This window comes from Fictibacillus sp. B-59209 (assembly GCF_036216745.1).
Taxonomy (GTDB): domain Bacteria; phylum Bacillota; class Bacilli; order Bacillales; family Fictibacillaceae; genus Fictibacillus_C; species Fictibacillus_C marinisediminis.
The window spans coordinates 70,231-95,765 of the sequence record NZ_JARMMC010000021.1 but is presented as its reverse complement, the minus strand read 5'-3'; the positions used below and the strand labels follow the sequence as shown (position 1 = coordinate 95,765).

Sequence of the window (25,535 nt, the reverse complement as noted above, 5' to 3'; positions counted from 1 at the left end):
CACTAAATCAGCGTTGTTTTTATCGTTGATGCTCTAATCAATAAAAAGGATGAGTATTCTGTTAAAGATCTGTTCTATTATCACTTTTTCAGCGTGGCAGCTATTTAAAGTATCACTTTTTTCAACGTTAACAGTTGTATCACTAAATCAGCGTGTTTTGTAATGCGCTGCCGACTATCACAAATTTAGCGTGAAACGCGTCCTTCTAAGATGAAACAGCATCCAAAAGCATTATTCGAAAACTATCACCATTTCAGCGCATAACTCATCCAGCTTTTATTTTGTTTTATCCTCTTTTAAGAAATGAAAATTTAACTATCACGATTTCAGCGTTGCTACAAAAATGAACAATTATCACTAATTCAGCGTTGATCAAAGACAAGTATCACTTAATCAGCGTGAGATAATAGTTATTATCACTCTTTCAGCGTGTAAATGAATAAACTCGTCGATTTTTATAAGTTTTTGGTATTTTTTTCTTTCAATAATGTATCACTTGATTTATAGTAGTGATAAAAGGATAGATTGGAGGTCATTATGGTTGATCAAAAATATGATAACCCACCTCTCAGTGATAGTTTAGCTTATTACGGTATGCAGCATTTAGAAATAAGGGAACCGGATCATTTAAGCGGTCATAACTGGGTAACCAAATCAAATGCCTTGATCGAAAAGACGTATCAGTTGTCTGTCATGGAACAGAAATTGATTCTAACGCTTGCTAGCCTTGTCCAGCCGTCCGATGAGGCATTTAGGCCCTATCAGATAAAAGTATCCGATTTCGTGCAGCTATTGGGCTTAAAATCGACAGGAAAGTACACAGAAATTCGAAAGATCGTACAAGCTCTACAGCAAAAAACATTGCCGATCAATACGGGCCAGTCGCTATTAGATATCACTTGGCTATCGAGTGCTGAATATTTTCACGGTAAAGGCTACGTCGAATTGGAATTCAGTCCTAAATTAAAACCTTACTTATTACAGTTAAAAGAGAAGTTTACTACATATCAGTTGAAAAATATCATACAGCTACGCTCTTCCTACTCTATCCGGATTTATGAATTATTAAAACAATATGAGCCCCTTAAGCAACGATCATTTACGTTAGAAGAATTGCGAGAGGTACTCGGCATTGAACCGAAGAAATATAAGTTGTTTGGTCATTTTAAGGATAAAGTGTTGAATGTAGGGAAGAAAGAACTTGAAGAAAAGACTGATCTCCGTTTTGAATTTGAGGAGATAAAAAAGGGCCGCAAGGTAACCGGGATAAAATTCCATATTTACAAAAATAAGGCCAAGGTCAAAAGTATCTCTCTCTCTGGCGATGAGGAATATGAATCTGATGTTCAAGAAGCGTTAGAAAAAATGGGAGTAACTAACATTGTAGCGAAGAGTTTACTCAAAGAGTACGACCTGGACCAAGTGGAACGCAATATTGCTTATAGCAAACTTATTATTGAAAAAAGGAAGCTGGACAACCCTGTCGGTTTCTTAATTAAATCCATCAAAGACGATTATGCAGCAAGCAGCAAACAGCAAGTTCCTAAAGAACTTCCAGAGTATCTCCTCGACCAGGATGAAACGAAAAAACCATTGAAAAAGAAACAGGCACTGCATGAACAAGAAGCAAGCAAAGTAGAAACACATTTGCTGGAAACCAAAGAGCTCTTCCGCAATCTAATGGAGATTACGGGTGGAGATGAAGAAAAATTAAACCATCGTTTTCAAGAAGAAGTGGTTCGCTGTTTTAGTGATATTTTAAAATCAAGGGAACAATTAAAACTTCCTCTTTATAGAGCAGAGGAATTTAATGATGAAGAAATTCGTTCATTATATGTTTCCTTATTACCTGTTCAAGTATAAAAAAATACAAACGAAAGCCAATGCCTGTGCGTTGGTTTTTTTGTTCCTTACATTCAAGTAAAAACACAAGTGTAGACACAAACATCCTCGCAAGTGTACATGTTTATAAAAATATAAGTATAATCTATTTAGTTCTTGGTAATATTACTAATACACAATCAAATCCATATATGTTTCAAGATCACATATTAAGAGACGCTGTTTTAGTGATAATAAAATAATAAGTATTTATCATGATACATTGTAGTATTGAAATGTTTACCTATAGAGTTCTGAGTAGATAATCTCCATACACAAGTGATTGTAAAAACACACATGTACAAGTGAAATTCCATTGTATAAAAACACTTATGTATATACTTGTGTTTTCGTAAACGTTAATGTACATGAAAATAATTTAAAGTTAATTCTTCACTTGCTGCAGCCACTCATCCACCATATGTTTTAAATGGATAGTTCGGTCTTTAAACTCTTCCATTAAAAAACTAATTAATTGAGCTAATGTTACTTCTTCATTATAAGGATTGTTCTTATTTATAAATTTAAGAATCTCTTTAAGCTGTTTGATTCGTTCTGGATCTAGTTGCTGATGTACAAAAGATTCAATGTAGGTTTTTACGATGTCTGTTTGCTTAACAGACATTTCTAACAAAATCATTGTAGCAGAGGATACCGTAAGATCGAGAGCATAGGCCAGATCGGCAAGTTTATCATGCGTGGTCTGTTGAAAGCGAATAGTTACCCTCTTCTTTATCCCACCCCTCTTCACGATACGATGGGTTTGTCTGGTAAGATCACCTAGATATAATAAATGTTCTGAAACTAAAAAATCTCTTCTGAAATATGAACTCAATTTCTCTATAACGGCTTTAGATGATAATCCATAGTTGCAGAGATCTTCTGCTACGTCTTTAATGGGTCGATTCGTAACATAAGATAGCCGTGAAATACAGTCATACAATTCAAGGGGTACCGTAGGTTTGATATCGCGTTTTTTATCGCAGCGCACTTTACGAGTTTTCGTATTGGTTTCTTCTTTCTTCATCATTCACCTCTAAATGGATAAATAAGATTGGGACACATTCTCGCCTCCCTAAAATATGTATATGGCATAGGAGAACGTAATATGAGAAGAATTCGATGAAATTACATAAGATACAACAATGCTAAGGAGGTATTCTAACCCGATTACATTATCATTTATGCTTGTGTTTACACAAACGTAATTGGATATATTTTTATATGCAATTTCTTTTAGATTTAATAGTTAGAGAGCATAAGTAAAAAGGTGTAACCGAATATTTGTTTTCGCAAAGGGATGCTGCCACGGGCCTTTTCATAGGTCCCTTCCCTCTTTCTTTATATCCCCAAAAAGAAAAATAAGGTTGGGACACATTCTCACTGTCCTAAAATATTTTTTGAATAGGGAAGAAGTATGGATTTAAACAAGTAGAATGTCTATTTTGATAAATAAATATTGTTGAATACACAATCGTTAACACAAGCGTTTATAATTGTGTTTACGCAATCCATATCAAAAAATATATACATATTAAGATGTTAAATAATGAATAAACAAATGAAACAAGATGTTAGTTAAGAAGTACCATAAGGATAGGGGATCTGGAACATTCTCCGTCTGCGAAAATACAAAAACTAACCCCTGGAGATGCAGTACAAAATTTACATAAAGGGATCTCTGTTGCTAAAAGTGTTTTCTTTATCTCTTATAATGTAAAAAGGATCTGTGTAATCTCGGAAGTGGAGGAGGAATCTATTCCTTAAATAACGTTTCCAATTACTGAATGGAGATTTGGATTTATTCTATTTTGTTCTCATTTATTGCTGTGCTGATCATGTGTCATTCGTTAATCCAATTATGAAAACACAAACGTATACACTTGCATAGATGCATATGTAGATATATATGTGCTGGTTTTTTCGGTTGTTTGCAAAGGATGGATATTGAAATAGGAGAAAATAATTTGAGTCTTTAGTTTGTTTCAATGAGTTATTTTGTTTAATCAGGTTAATGAGCGCTTGTTTGTATCACTACAATAGCTCTTTTAGTCAATTGAACTATAGTATACGAGGGAGAGTATTATGAGCCTCTTTCGCGGATGACAAATAAAGAGGGCCGTTTTTCATTGCAATATATTTTCAAAAACAAATACACATCCGAAAACGGATGTGTATTTGTTTTTGAATGAGAGTATTACTTACATTCTACCGCTTCTTTATGGTCCCTTCCCTCATTGTGTAATCCATCCTTTATAATAAGTTTAGGACACATCCTCATTGTGCGTGTCTTTTTATATTCCTAGATTTTTTTGGTATGAAACTTTGAAATGTTGTCCATCCTGTTGTTAGAAAGGATTAGCTATGGAGGTGCTTGTAAGTGTCTAAAATAAAAATGAGTGATAAAGAGGCTACTAAGCTCGCAAAAAAGATATTGGATCATGGTAAAAAACACAGCATTCCATCTAAAAAGAAATAAACCATGACTGGGTATCTTAATAAAATAGAGTCTCACTTAATTTGTAAACACAAGTGTTTACGAAAGTATAAACAAGTGCAATTATACAATAAATAGACTTATAATTTTATGGATTACATAATTTCAACGCTTCCTTTCGTAAAGGATACGTACGTGATTTACTCAATATCCTTAGGACACATTATGAGTGTCCTAGGGATATTCTTGTTTTCTTAAATAATACATGTGTTTATGGTTGTGTATTTACAAACGTTTTTGTTTTCAATATATTTTATAAAAGGAATACACTTTTTTATATTTATAGGGTGAAGTAATGTTTAGTATTATAAAAAATTATGAAATGTTGCTGTAAAAATGATTTTTAGTCAATGTAGACGCCCAACTAAACGTAAACAAGGATAGAGGAAATGAAAACCTGTTTTCACTGATAAACAGCATTGGTATGTAGGCAGAGCTTTTCTCAATCGAATAAAATATAATGTCATTTATAGTAAACGGATCCTTTTAAAAAGGACCCGCTAATTAGGAATAAGATTTAACCGGAACTTATTCATAGATATATTATTGAGCTCTATATGGCCTCATAAAATTTTGATCAGTGCGATCAGGCAATTCATAAAGATAGATGTACTTTTCCTAGTACTTATTTCAACATGATCTTTTAGATCTTTTACTGAGATTAACTATAGATTCAAAAACACAAGTGTTTTTATATACACATGTGTTTGCACATGTGTATATGTTAACTTATTATATATAACCTTGATTGAGTGTTGATTTATATATTCAATTAAACAAACTTCCATAAAGAACGAGGTAAAAGCTTGTGTTATAATAAAGTACAAATGGATACACAATCATTTACGCTTGTGTAGAAGGAATTGTAGATGTATGATCGAATAGAAATAGAAAGGAGGGAACGTGGTGGCAATTACAATTAGTTTTGGCATTCAAAAAGGTGGGGTAGGTAAAACCACAACTGCAGCAATCACAAGTTATTTACTTAGTAAGGATGCAAAGGTCCTGGCTATAGATTTTGATTCTCAAGGTAATTTAACGAGCTTTCTTACACAACGAAATATTTATGATTTTACGGAGAAAACGGTGTTACAAGCATTGAAAGATAAAAATCCAATACCGTACATATATGAAGTTACACCTAACTTGCATGTGCTTCCAGCAGAAGACTACCTTTCTACGCTACCGCAGTACCTATACAGGGAGTATGCACCCACAGGCAAAAACGTAAATGAACTTCTCAAGGATACAATAGCCGTGGTTAAAGATGAATACGATTATGTCATTATTGATATGCCGCCCAACTTGGGGGACCATACAGTAAATGGTGTGACGGCAAGCGACTATGCAGTGGTACTGCTGCAGTCTGAACCATTTTGTTATGATGCCCTAGAGCGGTATTTAGAGTTTTTACAAGGAGTTAAAGAATATACCAACAAAGATTTAAAGTTAGCCGGAATCCTAACGTGTATGTTAGATGCTAGGGCAACGATAGATCTTTCAATTTTAGAGAAAACAAAAAATGATTATGAAGACCTCGTATTCGATGCTGTCATTCGCCGTCGAAGCAAAATTAAAGAATATACGATTGAGGGTATTCAAACTCATACAAAGAAAGACAATGAAGCATTGAAACAATACATTGATTTTGTGAAGGAGTTGAAAGAGCGTGTCCAAAAAAGACCGGTTCAACGCACTACTTAAGGATAAAGATCAAGAAACAAGTAAGGGCGAAGTAAGTAAAAACGCTCATCTTGCTCTTTTCGGAAACGAAAACACTTCCACCAACGCAAGCGAAACTGAAAGTGTCGTCGCAAACAAAGAAACGGTCTCAGCTGAAACTGTAAATATTTCTGAACTTGCTGATAAGCTTGCTGCTGCTAATAAACCCAAACGAGTGAAATTTGAAGATACCCATACTAAATCCACCTATTGGATCCGAGATGATATCTTAAAAGCATTTAATAAGATAGCTGGTGAACGCGGCGAAAAAACGCGAATCATTAACCAGGCATTAATTGATTATTTTCAAAAACTAGAAAAGGAAATGCAGCAGCAATTATAAAAACCACCTGTTGAGGTGGTTTTTTTTATGAAAGCATTTAGTGATGTTATCAATTGAATATATATATTTACACATTACAGTTCCGCAAGTGTTTTTATTACCAATGGTAAATGAATTATCACAATCATTACCACTTTCCTTGTATTAGGAAGTTGAATTGAAATTTCTATTTTATAATACTAATATAAGCAAATTCATACTTGTTTACACATACGTAAATAAAAGCATATTTGTTTTAGGAAAAGTAATCAAATATACAAATGTAAACGGAAGCGAAATTATAATTGGTTATGTATATAAGTGTAAGGTCGCAAATGTATTTGAATATGCTTGTAATGATGATTACAAAATAAAACATTTTATATAATCTTTTCTAACAGCCTAAGACTCATATATCACTGAAGGACTTAAAGATAAGTTCTAGTATTTTTCACTTGAACACTAAAAAACACAAATTAAAACATTTGTGTAAAAGGAATCCTAATGCAAGATTTATTATAAATATATCAACAAATAGATTGAATGGTTAATTGTTAATAGTAGCCTTATAAATCTATTCAATATTGTGTAAAGGCTATTGCCAATAAGAAAATTTTTTATTATGGCTGACAACAATAAAGTAAAAGAATTTTAGCTTGATAATTTCCAGCACAGGTTGAAATTGTGTTTATATTTTTACAAGTGTATTCGTTTTTGTTTTTAACTGTGTAAATACATGCGCTTTAACAAGTATCAATATATACACAATCGAATACGGAAGTGAAAACACATGTGCAAGTACGCATGTGTTTTTTTCCTTAATATATAAGGTCTCAATTGTCTTCATGAATGAATCTTAAAAGTAGGAAAAGCAATGAACTGGTAAAAACATCTCTTTACACATTAAGTAAAGAGATGTTTTTTATAATGAAAAAAGCAAATCAACAATTGCATGATATGGGAGATAAAAAATACTTTGTGCATCAGTAGGTTCCAATCATTGGTTCTCCTCTTAAGGAGAGAAGGGGGACCGACTTACTTATGATTGCATACAATGAGGGACTTATCATACGCTCATCAATTTTCTTGTAGATCTCTTTAAGATAATTTTTATTCGTTACTTTTTATGTTCTTCAATCTGCATCTTTAGTGATTCCTTATGTTTAAACATGTAACTCATATTCTCTGTGCCTGAGTTAATGGTCGATTTTATTTAACCGATATTCTGCTTCTAATTCACTCAAAGTTAATTCATATAACTGTTTATCCTCTTTTTTATAAATACCCCATTCTATTAAGCACGTTATAAGGAAATTTTTCCTCTGTTCGATAGCTAATCGAAGACGATTTGGCATCCATCATCCACCTTTTAATAAAATTTCGACATAGAACGAGAGGGTGTCAATAGACCCCTCCTTATTCTATGAACACATTCTATGAAAGGTGTGGCCAGGATCAAAAAAGCAACATTAAATACGAAAACAGCATAGCGAATAGAAACGAGAAATTGGAAATAATGGTTCTTCAGGGTTGGGTCTATTTTCTCCTATCGAGCATAGGATGGTCATGGTAGTTCAAGACAAAGGAAACAAAGAAAAGAAAAAGAATAAACATGTGTGTTTGAAATATTAAGGAGACATTGCCAATGGTAAGCCAAACAACGATCATTTCCATATTCGTGCCGCTGTTCTTTTCCTTTCTGTTGTTTATTGGACTGATTCTCTATTATAGGAAACGGACAGGGATTGCGAAAAAACGCTCATACTCATTGCGTTGGGGTTCTTTGTATTCACACAAGTGTTAGAGAAAATAGTGCACGCGGTCGCCGTTGTAGGATGTGTCGCACTCCTCATGAACAAGAAAATGAAAACAGGGTTTGAAAAGGTTGAACCGCAACATAAGGGAGACAAAAAGAGATGCCAACTTGGCATCTCTTTTTTGGTTTATACCCTTTCAGATTCTTGGGTATCCTAGATCAAAAGGGGGGTACTTGATGCAACCCGATTTTTTCTTATCTATACCAAAAAAAGATCGCATCCTGCTCATGCAGTTCTCACGCATTCTTCCGATGGAACGTTTTAAAAAATATGCCAATGAACGAACCGCTCTCACTCAGTATCTCGATGATTTCCCAGAGTTTCACAGCGTATTTGTGATGCTAGACGATATGCAACTCTATTATCATTATTATCCACACGCAAGGGAGACCAAGACAGAAGCGATTACTACTTGGGAATCGGAACTGAAGAAACTCCAAAAACAAATTCAGCCCAAAGCACAAAAGTTGGTGAAATTGTTTCAACAGTTAAAGAAACAAGGGAAAATCACAGAAGAGAAAGCGAATCCCCATACCAAAGGTAATCACTTCTTGAAAGCTCGGGAAATGAGCCAGCAATTGGCTTCCCTTTGGTTCATCGGAAAGGTGTCCCTTTTCGGGTCGGTAGCCTCGGGATTAGAAAAAGAGAGTTCGGACATCGATCTCATTCTGCACCACACGATCCGAGCCAAGAAAAAATTAAAACCTGTTTGGGACAAAGTAAGAACAGAGATGGAACGAAGGTATAATGTCCAGATTCGCATGTGGAACCATTCCAAACACTTGGAGAGAATTGCCTTTTATGAACCCACTATTTCGATGGCTGAAAAGCCAACCATAAACATATTCGGACAACAAACCATCCTTAAAAAAGACCTCAAAGATTTCGTTGTGGACGTTTATTCCACTCATACACTGCAATTCATTCTTTTACCCAGGAGAACCAACGACACGGGATATTCAGCCGTATTGATTTCTGATACCGAACAAATCGCGCTCTTTTCCATCAAAACCGAGGGTAAGTTCGGCATTTCCCGTGTCCTAGCCGCAAATGGTCTTGCTCTCAAAAAACAGAATATCCCTTTAAAGGAAGACGCCTTCCAGCGATTTACAGGCGAAATATTCACTGAACTGATGAAAAAACATGTCTCCGCATTGGTTCATGTATTCCCCGAATCGTTCTATGAATCGCATAAAGACATGCCCTCGTTTTAGAGAAATGTGAGCCGTTGGTCTCATATGTTTTAGTGTGCTTATCTTAAAGATTTCCTTGAGAGATACAGTCCTCCTTATGCGGAGGAATTATCTCGAGGAGGCTACTCCTGCCCTGTTGATTCTCACCCCATAAGATATTCGATTTAATTTATTATAGATAGATTGATTATAACTCTTATCCATTAGCCTTGGTTGCCCATTACTTATCTTAGCAGGGATAATTTGAGTAGATACTTTCCCGTTGTCTAAGGTTAACTTTACGATTAAACTCTCTTTGCCACGAGGGTCACTGGAATTGGTAAATACATGGTTTCCTAAGCTGTAGAGGATCGGTTTTTTCTGTTGAAGTTCCATACCCATGATGGTGTGACTATGAGAACCAATAACTGCATCTACACCAGCATCAACGAACATTTTACCCATTTGTCTCGCATAGGATTCAGGATAGTCTTGCCGCTCACGGTTCCAATGAATCATAATGATGGTATAGTCTGAGTTTTTAACCGCCGTTTTTACATAAGACATCATCGGTTGTGTCGTGTAACCTTGCGCAATGCCTGGACGATTCTTTCCTGCATACCATGACACCTCAGGAAGGACACGGCTGATGCCAAGAATAGCAATACGTTTCCCTTTTACCGTATTATAGTAAGCAGAGTAAGCGCTCTTTTCATCTTTACCTGCCCCAGTATGCCCAATGCCCGCCTTATCTAAATAGCCAATGGTGTCAAGGAGGGCGACATGACCATAATCGTTGGCATGGTTATTTGCCAGAGATACCACGTCAACTCCGTTTCGACTGAGACCTTTCACGGTTTCTGGTCTCGAACGAAACGTGAACTGCTTATTGGCAGCAGAACCTCTTGTAGAGACGGAGGTCTCTAGATTCACAGCTGCAATATCAGCTTGTTTGTAAAGAGAAGCAACCTTGGCGAATGGGTAATCTACTCCATATTTCTTAATGGCTTCACCTACCGATTTATCCAAAAGTACATCTCCAGTAAAGGTGAGAGTGATAGGCTCGTGCTTGGTTACCTTTTTAATAGGGGTGCTGAATACCTTGGATGTTTTCTCAACACCTGAGTGAACCGATGCTACTTTGCCAGCTGCTGGAGTAGTGATAGATTGCAAGCGCTCTTTATCTTTTGCATCTAACACATAAGAAGATTGTACAGCCATTGCAAAAACCAGGACCAACACACCTGCCATACCCCAATAGTAAGGCGTTCTTTTTTTATACCGATAGTTCTCTATCATCTTTGGTTTTTACCCACCTTTTTAATTTTCTAAATATTTCCACAAAAGTAGCTCGATTCCTGCACAAAAAAAGCACAAGGGTTTGAAAAAAGTAGTCTCATATTTTTCATGTTCATCCTAAAGTTATCACTCTATTAAACAAAATTGATAGCAATAGTGAGTTTCAATCTTTAGTTGATAATGTAATAAAGAAATAGCGTCCTTAAAGAACCAACTCGACAATAAAGAATATCAAAGTGTTATTGAAAAAGGGAAATCTTTGCAGGTAGATAAAAACATTCTCCCGTCTCAATTAACTGAAGTCAAAAATAGAGTAAGCTAAAACGAAGCTAAATGAACAAATCGCAGCCCAACAGCAGGCTGAGAAGGAAGCAAACAAAAAGCTGAACAAGAGAGAAAAATCAGGGAAGAAAAACAACAAAATTCCACATTAAGTCTTGTAGAAATTCGAAGGCAAAGCAACTGCGGCAAGCAATGGATCCTTTACTTTTAAAATTGCAAAACAAAAAGCATGCTTCAGTTGTTGTTAAAAGAGGCAGCACGGTTTTAGGCAGTAAAAAATCGGATGCGAGCGGGAATTGTAAGATCACCATCAAAGCACAGAAAAAGGGAACAGTGTTGACCGTTTCTTCTACAGACGCTGCAAAGAATACAAAGACCGTTAAAGTAACGGTAGTTAAAGCGAAGTAACCGTATCAATGGCAACTAAAAAAGAACAAGAAGTACTATGTTTGGGATGTATTGGATGTCTTTTGTCCCAACCAGCCTGAAACATGTTTATACAAGTAGGGGGTGAACAGTTTTGTGGACGGGATCAGTCTAAGTTTTTTGCTTCTCATATTGTCGGAATCGTCGAACTAGGGACAACACCAGAAAACACGGATGCATTTTATTGCGTAGCGAAGTCCAACTTTTGTCGGGTTTACAATATAACAGCCAGAAGTATAATCAAAATATCCCCTAATTACTATATAGAATGCTTGAAGGAAGTGCGCTGTGCTGCACTTCTCTTTTTTATAGGAAATCACAAAGTATCTACATAGAGCATGAAAACGATTGGAATTAAGTTATCACCTCAGAATGCTTGATAATTCACTTTGTTAGATTAGGAAACTGTCGTAAACTTTACAACCTTTGCCATAGAATGGCTTACTGGCAATGAAAAAAGAAAAGAGAGAAGAGGAAACCTCTTCTCTCAAAATGTTTATAAATATCCTTTTTCTTTCAAGCTGAAAAAATCACCACATGCATTGACGATCAAATGGTCCAGAACTTCAATTCCAAGGATTCTACCGCAATCGACTAAACGAATCGTAACGTCGATGTCTTCCTTCGATGGCTTGCAGTCCTGTGAAGGGTGCTGATGGCTGATGATAATCGACGAAGCATTATTTAAAATGGCAGATTTAAACACTTCACGAGGTACAACAATACTGGCGTTCAATCCTCCAATATGGCAGCGATGGACAGCCACCACTCGATTCTTCGTATTGAGGCACATCACGAAGAACACCTCGCGATCGTCCTCGCCGATGAAGCTTGTGGCTATTTGGGCTCCATCTTGAGGGGAGCGTATGATGTATTGTTCGCCCCCTTCTACCTCCTGAATAATTTGTTTAATCCGTTGAATTTCATAAATTTTCTCCATAGCAAAACAGCTCCTTCCATAGTTTGAGACGGAAGGAATGTTGGGCACGAACAGGGGGAAGGGGGCGCTTGACCAAGAAGCGCACTCGCCAGTGAGCCGTAGGCAAAGCGCCCGCTCTTAGCGTTTTGCCGTTAGAAATGGAGGTAAGCCCAATGACTTAGGGACCATTAGAAAGCGATGTTTGCTTTTTTAGGGTCCGTTAGCCGACTTGGCTTAGCCGATTTCTTTCGGTTCACGCCAGCCCTTCCGGCTGTCATAAGCCCACACATTATAATGGAGAGAACAAAGGAAGGAAACGTATACCATCACAAGTTTAAGTGAAGCTGTCTTCATCAAGGCTAATTGTCTGGGTCAGTTGAGGTACCGTTCGCGTTGTTTTAATTAACTAAATGGAATTAAACGTTTGTTTAATAAAAATCCGTCATTTTAGAAAAATCCATTTTTTAAAATAATGAGCTGAACAAAGTGGAAATTAAATGATACGCAAGCAATTTCGCTTTTGTGTATGTTTGTGTTTTTGGACACACGCTATTGCTTTCAGTTTATAGAAGCAGGAATCGTAGAAATAGACAAAACCAAGCTATGATAAGCGGTGGTGGGATAGCGCTATTAAACTATAATATTTGAATAAAAAGTTCATCGAAACTAACGCACCGGTTCGTATTGGAGAATGACCTGCAAGTATTGAATACCAACAGGATAATTGTGCGAATAAGATCGAAGCCTTTATGAGCAAAAGTTGTGGAGTATAATGAATTTGATCTGAAATGAAAAGCTGGAGTGACATTTTAAAAACATGGGTCTCGGAGCGATCTGTGATATTGACCTAGCAAAAAAGCGATATGTGAAGAAACGTATCCTGAAGTTTATTATGAGGGCAGGTGGCAGATGTACGTAATCAAGTGCGCCATCGCTCTTAACAAATTCCGGAAATTTCAAGTTTCCAAGCTGGCTTCTCATCAAAAACATAGGTAAATTTGAATGCTTGACCAGGGTTACTACCAGGTAATCGGTTTTCGATTCTATATTAAAAACAATCGTTAAAGCTAAGAAGAGACTTAAATTCTTTCGGTAAGTCATGGAGTTAATTATGGTATAATTTTCATATCAGTTACATATGCAGGGTGTGGTGGCACTTCCCGAAAGAAGGGAGGTGCTTAAAATGGTTGTTACTACGCAGCATTTACTAGTTATGATTGCATTTGCATCATTAGTCGTAGCGATAATCAATGCAAACACAAAAAAGTAACCCCACCCTGTCCAGTAGCATGTGATAGGTGAGGTTACTTTCCTTTACTTATTCAACTGGTCACCGCACCTTGCGGTTGTGTAGCTGTAAGGGCGTAGGTCTGATCCACCTACGTCCTTTTTTATTTCGCTTCAATATATCGCTATTATACACCACTCTTGAAATATTATGCAAAACTTCATTTTAATAATCCCAAATGGAATGTACTCATTTTTTTATCGGTAATCGCACGTGTCTATAGGTAAACCCCAAAAGATAAACAAGTGGAAGCTTTCCACTGGTACAAGATCTGTCAGCGAGTGCATCATTGTGATTCCTTCTTATCCGACATATTAAAACTGATCTAAGGTCGAGGGATATACGTGTTATACTATTTTGTAGCCTGTTCCAAGAAGAAGGAGTTGATGTTTTTTTGGCTGAACCGACAAAAATTTTTATTAGTTCTGCAGCACAAGATCGATTAAAACCATTGAGAGAAAATATACATACCGCTCTTCGTGCCATGGAACACAAACCACTGATGTATGAAAAAGACTTTGGTCCCTGGCCTGCCGATCAATTAGTCGAGAACTGTTTGCAACATGTAGAAAGAAGCGATATTTTTCTTCTTCTTATCTCAGATAAGGCCGGAAATTACAGCAACTTTTATAAGGCGACCATAACGCATTGCGAATTTCAAAAAGCGTATCAATCACACAAATATATTATTGTTTTTGTGGAAGATTATATTTATGATTTGTTTTGGTATGAGTTAAGATTAACGATCGCGGAGATGCTCAAAGCTTACCAAGAGGAATATGGGAAAGATCCAGATTCCTATATGGAAGTGGCCCAGAAAGCATGGAATGAACACCCAAGTAAAGAACAGTATTCAAACATTGAGCCTTACATCTGGGGTTTTTTATATGATATTTATAAAAAAGGCCACTATTTAGAAAAGCTTCCTTTTGGCATTGATCCTATTCCGACGATTAAACGCTATTTTAGTGATTTATTTCGGCAAGGAAGTCAGTACTTAGCGTTTCAATCAACTATTGAAGAGCAGCTGAGACAAGGTCCGATTTACAAAAAACACGCCGAGTTCTCTGGTAAAATGATTCATTACTTAAGAGATGGGGAACTACAGAACCCAAGGATGTTTTTGGAGTACCTGCAGCGCTTTTTAACAAAAGGAACCATATACAATCAACCAGGTACTATGTTTGAACAAGAGCTCGGGGTATATGAATCCTGTTCAGGGAGCACATTATATAAAAAAGAAGAAAATCTTTTGCGACTTATTAGTGCTTCAGGTATGGCAGGTGGAGATAACAATTTTTATGATCTGCAGGATACACAGTCATATGTCGTGCAAGCCTTTCACAGCGGGAAAACAGAACTGTTTTTTAGTGAAGAAAAACAACAGTTTTATCTTGCCATAAAATGCGGAAATTATGTAATCTGCTTTCATTTTCCGGTTGAAGGATTTTGGTCGGAAGATAAGGTTCACCGCTTTAAAGATGACATCATGCGTGATATAATGGAAACAGAATCAGCCTTATTTCGTGACTTCGCCATTCAACTACTAGGAGGGATTAGATAATGTCCACCATTAAAGAAATGCGTTTTGAAAATGATAAGATTATCCACGTCGCCTCCGGATCATTGAATGCTGGAAAGCGATTTATCGAGGAAAAAGCCAGACGATTTGATGAAAACAACCGAATTTTAAAAGAAATCTTTTCAAAAAGCAAAAAAAAGTAAAACACGATATATTTTCAAAAAACTTGCAGGTTCGGTCATATGACCGTTCTTGCAAGTTTTTTTTGGTTGTAATAATCTTGGAATAACGTTTGTAATCGTATATGAAGTTAACTAGAAAAATTTGTTGTACGATAGAAATTGAAGCCGGAGCCTTTTGTTAGGAGGATCAAAAATGGAATTTATCATTGGTGTGGATGGTGGTGGCACGAAAACGGAAGCAGTGGCATATGACCTGAACGGAAAAAAATGTAGTGAAGGTAAATCAGGATACGGTAATTTACTCATCAATCAACAAAAAGCCCTTATTCATATTTTGGAGGCTGTAGAACAATGTCTCATCCCCTTGGATCGATCCCATTGCCGCTATATCTGCCTAGGATTAGCTGGTTACGGTGGTGTGGAAAATACTGATCAGGTTAAAAGAGTTTTAAGCAATAGCTTCGCTACCATTCCTTTTAAGATTGTAAATGATGGAATCATCGCCCATGCCGCTTTGCTAAAAGGAAACGATGGCATTTTAACCATTGCTGGAACGGGTTCGGTCAGTATAGGAATCCATCAAGGGTTGGAAGTAATGGCGGGCGGATGGGGACATTTGCTAGGTGATGAGGGGAGTGGTTACTGGATAGCGATGCAGGCTTTTAAAAAAATGACACAAGAAGAAGATGAAGGTTCGCGGTATAGTAAGGTAACAACGTCGATACTCGATTACTTAGCGATTCACCAGATAGCAGATCTGAAAAAATTCATCTATTCTTGCACGAAATCGGAGATTGCCTCCCTGGTTCCTCTCCTTGTCCGGCAAGCCGAAAGAGGGGATGAATTCTCACAGCAAATTTTTCAACAGGCAGGATACCACCTAGCAAAGACAACGCTGAATGTTTGTAAGAAGTTGAACTATAGGGATGATGTAACTATAGCTATAAAAGGGAGCGTATTGGCAAATATCCCATTGGTTCAAACCTCGTTCATTGACCAGATTAAAAACAAAAAATCAGAAGCAAAATTTATTTTAGTGGATGTTTCATCCACTGTGGGTTGTTACCACTTAGCTTTGAAGGAGATAGGTTAGATCATAAGCTATAATTTACATAAACGTAAACGCAAGTAAAAAACACTTGTGATTATATTTTTACTTATAGATACAAAATCGTGTAAAAAGCCGACTTTTGGTGGCTTTTTTATATCATTGGTATAATTTGGAGTGAAATATTATTACAATAATTTGAATTTCTTATTGAAATTTTATTTTTATTTTTCTATACTTTACTCGTGAACTGAATATTCAGAATAAATAAAAAACCGCGAATGGTTTCAGGGAGGGAGGTCTGATAGAAAGACCATGCTTGATACGAGCCAAATTATCTTAGGACCATGGGAAAAGAAAGAACAAATGAACGTAATGGCTCTTTGGAATGAAGAGGTTGGTAAGCGTTTTCCAATGAGTAAACGACTGTTAGCCCAAAATAGCTTCGACAACCCAGATGTTTACTTTGAAGGCTCGAGAGTTGCAAAAGAAAAGGACTCAGGTAGATTAGTAGGTTTTTGTGTAACAAAGATTCATCACCACATTGATCACCCATCCCGTTCTTACGATAAAAGGGGATGGGTTCAAACCCTTTTGGTCAGGTCGTCTCATCGCGGACGAGGGATAGGGACGCTTCTCTTAAACGAGGCAGAAGCCAGCTTAAGAAGGAGTGGGATTCGCCAAGTACAGATAGGAGCCGACTTTTTTCATTATTTTCCGGGTGTACCGTCAGAAGATGTGCATACAAGGAAATGGTTTGAAAAGAAAGGGTATGTTCCATCTGGGGAAGAGTTCGATTTATTGTTCGAGGGGGACAACAAATGGATCCTTAGCGAGGATCCATCCGTGAGGTTTCCCATCCTAAAACCAGAAGAAAGAGATCGCTTACTAACGTTTCTTAGCCGTACGTTTCCAGGAAGATGGGAATACGAAGCCCATCATTACTTTCGATCGGGTGGAACGGGAAGAGAATTTATCGTCGCTAAAGAAAACGAGAACATCATTGGTTTTTGCAGAATAAATGACCCTAGTTCTCCCGTTCTTGGGCCCAATGTTTCCTGGTACCCCTCCTTTAACGGAACACTTGGTGGGATTGGGCCGTTGGGGATCTCACCCGAATACCGAGGGAAAGGGTTAGGAAAGAAGATCGTGGCAAGAGGGATGCGTGTTTTGTTTGACCGAGGGGTCTCGCACTTGGTCATCGATTGGACAACGCTCGTTGATTTTTACAGTAAATTAGGGTTTAGCGTTTGGAAATCGTATACCAGGTATCAAAAAGAATGGGGTTCAATGGAAGGGGGAGTTTCATGATAGAAGAAGCACTCCGTTTTCTAGAAAGAGAAATTGAAAAAGGCGCCATACCAGGCGCAGTCCTCTATGTCTCTCACAAAAAAAAAGAAATCATAAAAGCAGCGTTAGGTCACCGTTCGATCTTTCCAGAAGTTCAGCCGATGACGCTTAGTACCGTTTTTGATCTAGCGTCACTAACAAAAGTGGTTGCTACCCTGCCAGCCATCTTAAAATTAATAGATCAAAAGGTCATCCAGCTCTCCGATCCGGTTTCATATTTCCTTCCCGCCTTTACGTCGCAGGGAAAAGAATCGGTGAAACTGCTTCATTTATTAACTCATACATCAGGGCTTCCCCCTCATAAAGAGTACTATCTACAAAACCTCAAGCGTGAAGAGGTCATTGATCAAGCTTGTAAGGAGGAGCTAGTCGCGCCTCCTGGAACGAAGGTCATCTATAGTGATTTAGGATTCATGCTGCTTCACCGTATCGTAGAATTCGTGGTCAACGAAACGTTTCCCGAATTCGTACACCACCACATCTTTCAGCCGCTTGGTATGAATCATACTGGTTTTTGCCCTCGTTTTCCTCAGGAGCGTTATGCAGCGACAGAATTTGATGCCAAGCGCAATACCTATAAATCGGGCATTGTGCATGATGACAACGCAGAAAGCATGGGCGGAATCAGTGGGCATGCAGGATTGTTTTCCACGATAGATGATCTTAAACAGTTTGCAGACATGATTCAGTATGATGGAGCATATCTTGGGTCCCAAATCCTTTCCAGTAAAGCGGTGCAGCAATCTCGCAAGGATTATACACCGGAAAGTTTAGAACGACGGGGGTTAGGTTGGATATTACAGAGCAGGGGTCCATCGTCTTGTGGGCGTTATTTTTCCAGTGATTCTTACGGCCATACCGGATTTACGGGAACCAGTATGTGGTTTGACCCCACAATCGAACTCTGTGTCATTCTTTTGACCAACCGGGTTCATTTTGGCCGAAACGAGGAGATTCACCGGATACGGCCAACCGTTCATGATTTAATCCGAAAGCAAATGCAATAAAAAAGGAGGAAATAAACATGTCACAACTGGTTCACCTCATGTTAGTGGGTGCGCATTGTGGAGATGTGGAACTTCAAGCGGGCGCGATTGCTCACAAATATGCGAAAGCAGGACATGCGGTCACTTTTTTACATTTAACAGCGGGTGAAAAAGGAAACCCTCCACACATTTCTGTTGAGGAGTATCGCCAACAAAAAATCCAAGAATCAGAGAAGGCCGCCGCCATCCTTGGTGCCAAAAGCATCACATTAGAATACAAAGATGCCGAGTTAAGGGCGAACGATGAGACCATCACACATGTCGCGAAATTGTTCCGTGAACGAAAACCAACCCATGTGATTACCCATTGGAAACATAGCATTCATCCCGATCACGCCTTATGCCCAAAAATCGTAGAAGCGGCATGGTTGAAAGCGGCCTTACCAGGATTTGAAATCGAGGGTTTACCACCGCATTCCTTGCGTTCCATGTTTCATAGTGAAAATTGGGAAGATATGCAAGAGTATGATCCGGACATCTTCGTGGATGTCACAGAGGAGTTTGATGCGTATCTAGAGGCTATTTCCCAATACTGGTTTGTGATGAATTCCACTTCATTCCGTTATTTTGAGTATTATAAGGCGCTTGGGACGGTAAGAGGTTGTGTCAACCGCACCACCTATGCGCAGACATTGAAATACCCGGTGGGAGGAAATGTAAGGAAAGGTTCGGCCATTCCGGGGATCGAACTGTAATCCTTTGGAACAAAGGAGAGTGATCCGATTGTCTGAGATAAGCCTTAAAGAAAAAATCGGCCAGCTGATGGTTTTTGGGTTCGAGGGTCTTACCGCCACCGAAGAGATCAAGCACTTTATCCAGGAATACAGAGTGGGAAGCATTATATTGTTTGGAAGAAACATAGGGAACGCAGAAGATGTGTTAAAGCTTACAACAGAATTGCAGCATGAGGCGAAAGACGCGCAGCATCCATTTCCTCTATTGATATGTGCCGATCAGGAAAATGGAGCGGTCCGGCGATTAGGAGAGGGAAGCACCATTTTTCCTGGGGCGATGCTGTTGGGTGCAACAGGGAAGTCAGAAAATGCGTTTAAGACCGGCAAGGCTACAGCGAGAGAACTAAAGGCACTCGGGATTAACTGGAACCTTGCACCGGTGGTTGACGTCAATAACAATCCGGCAAATCCCGTTATCGGTATCCGTTCATTCGGTGAGAAGCCGGAAGTGGTTTCCGAATTTGGAAAAGCCTTTTTGAAGGGGTCTCAGGAAGAGGGAGTCATTCCGACACTTAAACATTTTCCTGGTCATGGAGATACAGATATCGATTCCCATCTGGATCTGCCGGTTATCCGCCATACAAAAGAAAGGTTAGACAGGGTTGAACTGCTTCCTTTTAAAGAGGCCATTGAAAATGGTGCGGATGTCGTTATGACTGCACATGTTCATTTTCCTGCCTATGAAAAAAATGAGGGTATCCCCGCTACGATTTCAAAAAGTGTCATCACTGGATTATTAAGAGATGACCTAGGATTTGACGGGGTCATTACAACAGACTGCCTGGAAATGAATGCAGTTTCAAAGACAATTGGAACAGCACAAGGAGCTGTAGAAGCGTTAAAAGCCGGTGTTGACCTTCTCATGGTGTCCCACACCTATGAAGTTCAAAAGGAAACGCTGCTCGCCGTACTCCATGCTGTTGAAAGCGGGGAAATAGACGAGAGCACGATAGATCAGGCATACACACGTGTTCAGAGGCTTAAAGAATCCTACTTGAATTGGGAGCATCTGAAGACAGATCCTTTAAGCGTTCAAGTCCCTGAATGGGTGGGCGGGGCTGAGCACACTCGATTAGCACAAGACATTTATCGTGAAGGAATCACGATCGAAGCAAACCATACTACCATGCTGCCATTATCGAATGAGCCTGGTCACCCCGTGCTTTGTATTTATCCACAAAGTCAAAGTAAACTCCAAGTGGAAGATAAAAAGTATCTGAACCTCCAGGTAGAAGACATCATTCAAGAGATTCATCCGAAAGCAGAGTCTTTCATCATCTCTAATCCGTCATTAGAGAAAGAAATAAACGCGATTAAAGAGAAAGCATACGACTTTGAAACCATTATTTTCATGATTTTATCACTGAACAATGAAAATCCGCTGCTTCAGTTAATGAATGACCTGAAAGAAGAAAAACAAGTGATCGCCATGGCCATCCGAAATCCGTATGCATTGGAACACTTGCCTTTAGGATGTGCGGCCATCTATACCTATGAACCGACATTGCCCGCCATTACCGCAGCATTGAGAGTGATTTTTGGAAAACAGGAGGCGAATGGAGATTTGCCGGTATCTATATATAGCTGTCATAAAAGAAAAAATAAATAAGGAGGGTTTTATCATGAAAAAATTCTTATCTATTTGTATCGCTTTGGTTTTGTTGGTCAGCTTGATTGGTTGCAGTGACATTTCTTCGACGACTGGAAAAGAAAGTCCGAGTAAAGGTAAAGGTAAGTCTGGAACCGTAGAATTATCCCTACTCACGCATTATTCGGCACAGCAAGAAAAAGAACTAAAAAAGTACATCGATATGTGGAACAAAGAAAATCCAAAGATTCAAGTCAAACATAAATCCATTGCAGATTTTGCCCAGCTTTTACCGACCATTATGGCTCAACAGACATCAGGCCAAACCTCCGATATTGTTCATGTTTATTCGCTATGGGGCGGTCAGTTGGCAAAGAGTAACGTGTTAGCCCAACCGCCAAAAGACGTGTTGGATGACATCACGCAAAACTATGCGGATTCAGCCATTAAAGGATCGACTGTGGATGGGAAAGTACTGGGTTATCCTACTGAGGTTCAGACCTATGCCCTTTTTTATAACAAAAAGTTGCTGAGTGAAGCGGGTTTTGATAATCCACCAAAGACATGGGATGAATTAAAAGAAATGAGCAAGAAAATCACCAAAAAAGACAAAAAAGGAAAAGTACTGAAAGAAGGGTTCGGCTTAACCTCGGGTTGGGATTCTGCAGTGGTTCATCCGTACTTATCCTTAATGGAAACAGCAGGCGGATCCTTTCTTAATAAAGACAATACAAAAGCAGAGCTGTCTTCAGAGGCAGGAAAGAAAACGTTGGATTTTGAACAAAGCCTGATTCAAGAAGGGGTTACAGATCCAAGCATTAATGTGTTAAAAGCCTTTCCTTCTGAGAAAGTCGCCATGACCATTAATGCAGGATGGTGGAACGGCTCGTTAAAAGCGGCAATGAAAGATCGTTATAAAAATGTCGGTGTGGCTCCTATCCCTTCTCCGGATGGAAAGACCCAAGGATCGGTCTCATACAGCTTCTTTTATGGGGTAAATAACCGCTCCGCTCACAAAGAAGAAGCATGGAAATTCTTAAACTGGCTGAATTCTAAGCCACTGGACAATAAAGCGACCCCAGAATCTAACTTCTTGCTTTCGCAGGGCATTATTCCAGGCCGAACCGATGATTTGACAGCGCTAGAGAAAGACCTGAAAACGCCGAATAATCAGCCGTTTATTGATGCATTGGAATATGCTACTCCTGAACCAAATGTCCTCGAAGGACAAAAAATTAAGTCCACCTTGCAAAAAGAAATAGAAAGTGTGTGGTCTGGCAAAAAGAAAGCGGATGAGGCCATCCAATCTGCCTCCTCTCAAATTGACCAAGAATTAGAAAAATAAGAAAAGGGGCCATCTTGGCCCCTTGCATTTCGATATGAAAGGCAGGTGTAACAACTATGTTACCAAAACTGCAGCCATCCACAGATCCATCATCCATTGAATATGCGGCTAAACCGCAGGCAAAGAAGTATCTATTCAGCCAAAAAACGAGACAAGCATGGATGGGTTATCTCTTTCTGCTGCCTATTATTCTTTTCTACCTTGTCTTTTTAATCGTTCCCCTCATATTTTCCGTATTCCTGAGTTTTACAGAATGGGGAGGCTTCGATTTTTCGCTGATCAAATGGGTAGGCTTGCAGAACTTTCAACAGATTTTTTCTGCTGACTCTCCATTTCTTTATCCGATCCTCACCAATACCCTCTTGTTTGCCGTAGGGTCTGTTTTGTTTTCATTTGTAGTTTCCTTAATCGTGGCATACATGATTACACGCCTACGATTTGAAGGGTTTTGGAGAACGCTCTACTTTTTACCTATGGTCACGACGGTGGTAGCCGTTGGGAATGTGTGGAAATACATGTATGATCCAAATGGAGGGTTACTCAATGAGTTTTTGAGGGGAGTAGGTCTACCCACCGTCCGATTCTTAAGTGATCCGGATACGGCGCTTGGTTCATTGATTGTGGTGGCGGTATGGTCAAGCATTGGAGGCTCTGTTTTGATTCTTACAGCAGGGCTTAAAGCCATACCAGAATCGTATTATGAAGCTGCGGTGATCGATGGTGCCAGCGTTTTTACGCTATTTTGGCACATCACCCTTCCACTATTGCGCCCTTCCATTTTGTTTGTTTTAATTACGGGGTTTATTGGAGGACTACAATCGTTTACCCTTTCTCTGGTGATGACCGGAGACGGCGGACCAGGAAATGCGACCAACGTGGTGGGATTAGAGATGTACAATCAAGCGTTTAAATTTGGGTCCTGGGGGGTTGCCAGTGCGATGGCCATTGTGCTTTTTGTTATCGTGTTGTTGATTACCTTGTTGCAGCTGGCCATATTCAAACGGGGAGGTGTGGAGTCCTACTGATGAAAAAGAGGTTTCCTTGGTTCTCCTACATGGTTGTGATACTCGGAAGCATATCAATGATGTTTCCATTTATGGATATGCTGTTTACCTCGTTTAAGGGTCCTGAAGAATTAAGCAGCAGCACGTATCGGTTGCTTCCAAAGTCGTTTGATTTTGCCAACTATCATACCGCCTTTGAGAGTTTGCACATGGGCAGGTTGTTTATAAACAGTCTAATTGCCTGTTTTGGGGTGACCTTATTGGTGTTAATTACCAGTACATTGTCGGGTTATGCCTTGACGAAATTGAAATTCAAAGGAAGGAATTTTATTTTTAAATTTACACTTGCAACAATGATGTTCCCAGCATTTTTGTTCTTGATCCCCAACTTTTACATCATGGTTCACACGCCACTGGTGGGTGGTAACAACCTCTTAGGGGAAGGAGGACATGGCGGTTTGGCCTCTACGATTCTTGCGCTGATTTTACCGTTTGCAGTAAGTGGTTTTGGAATCTTTCTAATGAGGCAGTTTATCATGAACATTCCGGACTCCTTAATCGAAGCAGCACGGATTGATGGAGCGTCTGAATTTAGAATCTTTTGGCAGATTATCACTCCCATGACCATGCCTGCCCTTGCTACCCTGGCGATCTTTACCTTCATTGGACAGTGGAACGAACTGATATGGTCCTTGTTGATTTTCACCGTCAATAATAACCTTGCAACGCTTCCTGTGGGTATTCAAATGCTTCAGTCGTATTTGGATTCGAATTCTACCCAGGCAATTGTATGTGCAGGATTGACCATAAGTATCATTCCTATTTTTCTCGTGTTTATCTTTCTCCAAAAATACTATGTCAAAGGCATCAATATGTCTGGTTTAAAAGAATAGCAGATGATGAGAAAAGGAGATTAAAAATCCTTATGAAATTAGGCCTGGAAGTTTTTCTGGATCGCTATGTCAGTCACTATGAAAAAAAGCGAGCAGGGCTTGTAACCAATTTTACAGGGGTTAATTCAAAGCTGGTTCCCATTATTGATTTGTTTGCCTCCCACCCGGATATTCAGCTCACGGCACTTTATGGACCAGAACACGGCATTCGCGGAGATGCAAAAGAAGGGGAAGAAGTAACATCTTCTATCGATCCTTATACAGGACTTCCGGTGTACAGCCTTTACGGCAAATCTAAAAAGCCTTCCAGAGAAATGCTGGAGGATGTGGATGTTATTTTCTTTGACCTTCAGGATCTTGGCTCCCGCTACTATACTTTCATTTACACCATGGCTTATGTGATGGAAGCATGCAGGGAGTTTGGAAAGCATTTTGTTGTCTTGGACCGGCCAAATCCGATATCCGGTGTGCAGCGGGAAGGGAACCTTGTAAAGGAAGAGTTTCGATCATTTGTCGGTTTACACCCTATCCCGAATCGTCATGGGTTAACGATCGGTGAAATGGCTCTTTATTATAAAAACGAACGAGGGATTGATTGTGAGTTGACGGTCATTCCAATGGAAGGATGGGAGAGGTCTCATTATTTTGATGAGACCGGGCTTCTTTTCGTACCTCCTTCCCCTAATACGACGGGACTCGATATGGCTGTTTTATACACGGGGACATGCCTGGTTGAAGGGACCAACCTATCGGAAGGGAGGGGAACGACCAAGCCGTTTGAATATGTGGGCGCCCCCTTTATTGAAGGAACAAAACTAGCTAGAAGGCTCAACGAAAAGAAACTGCAAGGCGTCATTGCCCGGCCTGTGTCTTTCAGGCCTACCTATCAAAAATATAAAGACACGGTTTGCAGCGGCGTGCAGCTCCATGTCACGGACAGAAGGAAAATTCATCCGTTAAGAACGGGACTGGTTTTGCTGGAAACGATTGCCGAATTGTACCCGAATGACTTTGAATTTCTTACCAAAGGGGGAAGACGTTCCTTTTTTAATCTATTAATGGGTACGGATGAGCTTCAATCCTATATTTTAAATCAGCAATCAGATTTCTTTTTGGATCAATGCCAAGATGAAAGATTAGGATTCGAAAAGAAAGTAGAACCGTACCTTTTATACCAATAATGGGATTAGGATGGTGT

The 25,535-nt window shown here is 39.0% G+C and carries 20 protein-coding genes; 16 read left to right on the top strand and 4 right to left on the bottom strand.

Annotated elements, in window-relative coordinates:
- Positions 1-537: 537 nt before the first annotated feature.
- Positions 538-1,863, top strand: coding sequence for a replication initiation protein (locus P4361_RS18155; protein WP_328090371.1), 1,326 nt, complete (start codon positions 538-540; stop codon positions 1,861-1,863).
- A 403-nt stretch (positions 1,864-2,266) separates the two neighbouring features.
- Here P4361_RS18155 and P4361_RS18150 read toward each other — a convergent pair whose 3' ends face one another.
- Entirely contained in the window at positions 2,267-2,911 is a 645-nt protein-coding gene (locus P4361_RS18150; RefSeq protein ID WP_328090370.1) for a hypothetical protein, read from the bottom strand.
- 2,373 nt (positions 2,912-5,284) lie between these two features.
- Here P4361_RS18150 and P4361_RS18145 point away from each other — a divergent pair.
- Positions 5,285-6,082: a ParA family protein gene (locus P4361_RS18145; RefSeq protein WP_328090369.1), complete on the top strand. Its 798-nt coding sequence runs from the start codon at positions 5,285-5,287 to the stop codon at positions 6,080-6,082.
- Positions 6,048-6,443 carry a hypothetical protein gene (locus P4361_RS18140; protein ID WP_328090368.1) on the top strand — a complete coding sequence of 132 codons (396 nt, stop codon included), beginning with the start codon at positions 6,048-6,050 and terminating at the stop codon, positions 6,441-6,443. Before P4361_RS18145 ends, P4361_RS18140 begins: the two co-directional genes overlap by 35 nt.
- Before the next feature lie 1,175 nt (positions 6,444-7,618).
- Here P4361_RS18140 and P4361_RS18135 read toward each other — a convergent pair.
- A complete protein-coding gene (locus tag P4361_RS18135; RefSeq protein WP_328090367.1) occupies positions 7,619-7,777 on the bottom strand; it encodes a Fur-regulated basic protein FbpA in 159 nt (52 codons plus the stop codon).
- Positions 7,778-8,415: 638 nt separating this feature from the next.
- Here P4361_RS18135 and P4361_RS18130 point away from each other — a divergent pair.
- Positions 8,416-9,453 (top strand): nucleotidyltransferase domain-containing protein, encoded by a 1,038-nt coding sequence (locus P4361_RS18130; protein ID WP_328090366.1) that lies wholly within the window; start codon positions 8,416-8,418, stop codon positions 9,451-9,453.
- 87 nt (positions 9,454-9,540) lie between these two features.
- Here P4361_RS18130 and P4361_RS18125 read toward each other — a convergent pair whose 3' ends face one another.
- A complete protein-coding gene (locus tag P4361_RS18125) occupies positions 9,541-10,710 on the bottom strand; it encodes a CapA family protein (protein WP_328090365.1) in 1,170 nt (389 codons plus the stop codon).
- 474 nt (positions 10,711-11,184) lie between these two features.
- Between P4361_RS18125 and P4361_RS18120 the strand changes: the two genes are divergently transcribed.
- Positions 11,185-11,400, top strand: coding sequence for an Ig-like domain-containing protein (locus P4361_RS18120; RefSeq protein ID WP_328090364.1), 216 nt, complete (start codon positions 11,185-11,187; stop codon positions 11,398-11,400).
- A gap of 514 nt (positions 11,401-11,914) precedes the next feature.
- On the opposite strand, the gene P4361_RS18115 is transcribed toward P4361_RS18120, so the two are convergent.
- Entirely contained in the window at positions 11,915-12,358 is a 444-nt protein-coding gene (locus tag P4361_RS18115; protein ID WP_328090363.1) for a JAB domain-containing protein, read from the bottom strand.
- A 1,661-nt stretch (positions 12,359-14,019) separates the two neighbouring features.
- On the opposite strand from P4361_RS18115, the gene P4361_RS18110 reads away from it, so the two are divergent.
- The 11 genes from P4361_RS18110 to P4361_RS18060 all read left to right on the top strand — a co-directional run bounded on the left by P4361_RS18110 (position 14,020) and on the right by P4361_RS18060 (position 25,518).
- A complete protein-coding gene (locus P4361_RS18110; protein ID WP_328090362.1) occupies positions 14,020-15,189 on the top strand; it encodes a DUF4062 domain-containing protein in 1,170 nt (389 codons plus the stop codon).
- On the top strand, positions 15,189-15,350 hold the full coding sequence (locus tag P4361_RS18105; protein WP_175501917.1) for a hypothetical protein: 162 nt from the start codon (positions 15,189-15,191) through the stop codon (positions 15,348-15,350). The genes P4361_RS18110 and P4361_RS18105 overlap by 1 nt, the downstream gene beginning before the upstream one ends.
- A gap of 172 nt (positions 15,351-15,522) precedes the next feature.
- Positions 15,523-16,422, top strand: coding sequence for a BadF/BadG/BcrA/BcrD ATPase family protein (locus P4361_RS18100; RefSeq protein WP_328090361.1), 900 nt, complete (start codon positions 15,523-15,525; stop codon positions 16,420-16,422).
- Between the two features lie 270 nt (positions 16,423-16,692).
- A complete protein-coding gene (locus tag P4361_RS18095; protein ID WP_328090359.1) occupies positions 16,693-17,688 on the top strand; it encodes a GNAT family N-acetyltransferase in 996 nt (331 codons plus the stop codon).
- Positions 17,685-18,734: a serine hydrolase domain-containing protein gene (locus P4361_RS18090; protein WP_328090358.1), complete on the top strand. Its 1,050-nt coding sequence runs from the start codon at positions 17,685-17,687 to the stop codon at positions 18,732-18,734. Before P4361_RS18095 ends, P4361_RS18090 begins: the two co-directional genes overlap by 4 nt.
- 17 nt (positions 18,735-18,751) lie before the next feature.
- Positions 18,752-19,468: a PIG-L deacetylase family protein gene (locus P4361_RS18085; RefSeq protein WP_328090357.1), complete on the top strand. Its 717-nt coding sequence runs from the start codon at positions 18,752-18,754 to the stop codon at positions 19,466-19,468.
- A gap of 28 nt (positions 19,469-19,496) precedes the next feature.
- The gene (locus tag P4361_RS18080) at positions 19,497-21,116 is read left to right on the top strand and encodes a glycoside hydrolase family 3 protein (RefSeq protein ID WP_328090356.1); all 1,620 of its coding nucleotides are present in this window, start codon (positions 19,497-19,499) and stop codon (positions 21,114-21,116) included.
- Positions 21,117-21,129: 13 nt separating this feature from the next.
- Positions 21,130-22,440, top strand: a complete 1,311-nt coding sequence (locus tag P4361_RS18075) for an ABC transporter substrate-binding protein (RefSeq protein ID WP_328090355.1) — start codon at positions 21,130-21,132, stop codon at positions 22,438-22,440.
- A 56-nt stretch (positions 22,441-22,496) separates the two neighbouring features.
- Positions 22,497-23,465 carry a sugar ABC transporter permease gene (locus P4361_RS18070; protein ID WP_328090354.1) on the top strand — a complete coding sequence of 323 codons (969 nt, stop codon included), beginning with the start codon at positions 22,497-22,499 and terminating at the stop codon, positions 23,463-23,465.
- Positions 23,465-24,337 (top strand): carbohydrate ABC transporter permease, encoded by an 873-nt coding sequence (locus tag P4361_RS18065; RefSeq protein WP_328090353.1) that lies wholly within the window; start codon positions 23,465-23,467, stop codon positions 24,335-24,337. The genes P4361_RS18070 and P4361_RS18065 overlap by 1 nt, the downstream gene beginning before the upstream one ends.
- Positions 24,338-24,369: 32 nt before the next feature.
- Positions 24,370-25,518: a DUF1343 domain-containing protein gene (locus P4361_RS18060; protein WP_328090351.1), complete on the top strand. Its 1,149-nt coding sequence runs from the start codon at positions 24,370-24,372 to the stop codon at positions 25,516-25,518.
- Positions 25,519-25,535 lie beyond the last annotated feature (17 nt).

Bases quoted from the DNA above. Each gene is read 5' to 3' on its own strand.
- P4361_RS18155 (WP_328090371.1), top strand. From the start codon at position 538: ATGGTTGATCAAAAATATGATAACCCACCTCTCAGTGATAGTTTAGCT.
- P4361_RS18150 (WP_328090370.1), bottom strand. From the start codon at position 2,911: ATGATGAAGAAAGAAGAAACCAATACGAAAACTCGTAAAGTGCGCTGC.
- P4361_RS18135 (WP_328090367.1), bottom strand. From the start codon at position 7,777: ATGCCAAATCGTCTTCGATTAGCTATCGAACAGAGGAAAAATTTCCTT.
- P4361_RS18130 (WP_328090366.1), top strand. From the start codon at position 8,416: ATGCAACCCGATTTTTTCTTATCTATACCAAAAAAAGATCGCATCCTG.
- P4361_RS18125 (WP_328090365.1), bottom strand. From the start codon at position 10,710: ATGATAGAGAACTATCGGTATAAAAAAAGAACGCCTTACTATTGGGGT.
- P4361_RS18120 (WP_328090364.1), top strand. From the start codon at position 11,185: ATGGATCCTTTACTTTTAAAATTGCAAAACAAAAAGCATGCTTCAGTT.
- P4361_RS18115 (WP_328090363.1), bottom strand. From the start codon at position 12,358: ATGGAGAAAATTTATGAAATTCAACGGATTAAACAAATTATTCAGGAG.
- P4361_RS18105 (WP_175501917.1), top strand. From the start codon at position 15,189: ATGTCCACCATTAAAGAAATGCGTTTTGAAAATGATAAGATTATCCAC.
- P4361_RS18100 (WP_328090361.1), top strand. From the start codon at position 15,523: ATGGAATTTATCATTGGTGTGGATGGTGGTGGCACGAAAACGGAAGCA.
- P4361_RS18095 (WP_328090359.1), top strand. From the start codon at position 16,693: ATGCTTGATACGAGCCAAATTATCTTAGGACCATGGGAAAAGAAAGAA.
- P4361_RS18090 (WP_328090358.1), top strand. From the start codon at position 17,685: ATGATAGAAGAAGCACTCCGTTTTCTAGAAAGAGAAATTGAAAAAGGC.
- P4361_RS18085 (WP_328090357.1), top strand. From the start codon at position 18,752: ATGTCACAACTGGTTCACCTCATGTTAGTGGGTGCGCATTGTGGAGAT.
- P4361_RS18075 (WP_328090355.1), top strand. From the start codon at position 21,130: ATGAAAAAATTCTTATCTATTTGTATCGCTTTGGTTTTGTTGGTCAGC.
- P4361_RS18070 (WP_328090354.1), top strand. From the start codon at position 22,497: ATGTTACCAAAACTGCAGCCATCCACAGATCCATCATCCATTGAATAT.
- P4361_RS18065 (WP_328090353.1), top strand. From the start codon at position 23,465: ATGAAAAAGAGGTTTCCTTGGTTCTCCTACATGGTTGTGATACTCGGA.
- P4361_RS18060 (WP_328090351.1), top strand. From the start codon at position 24,370: ATGAAATTAGGCCTGGAAGTTTTTCTGGATCGCTATGTCAGTCACTAT.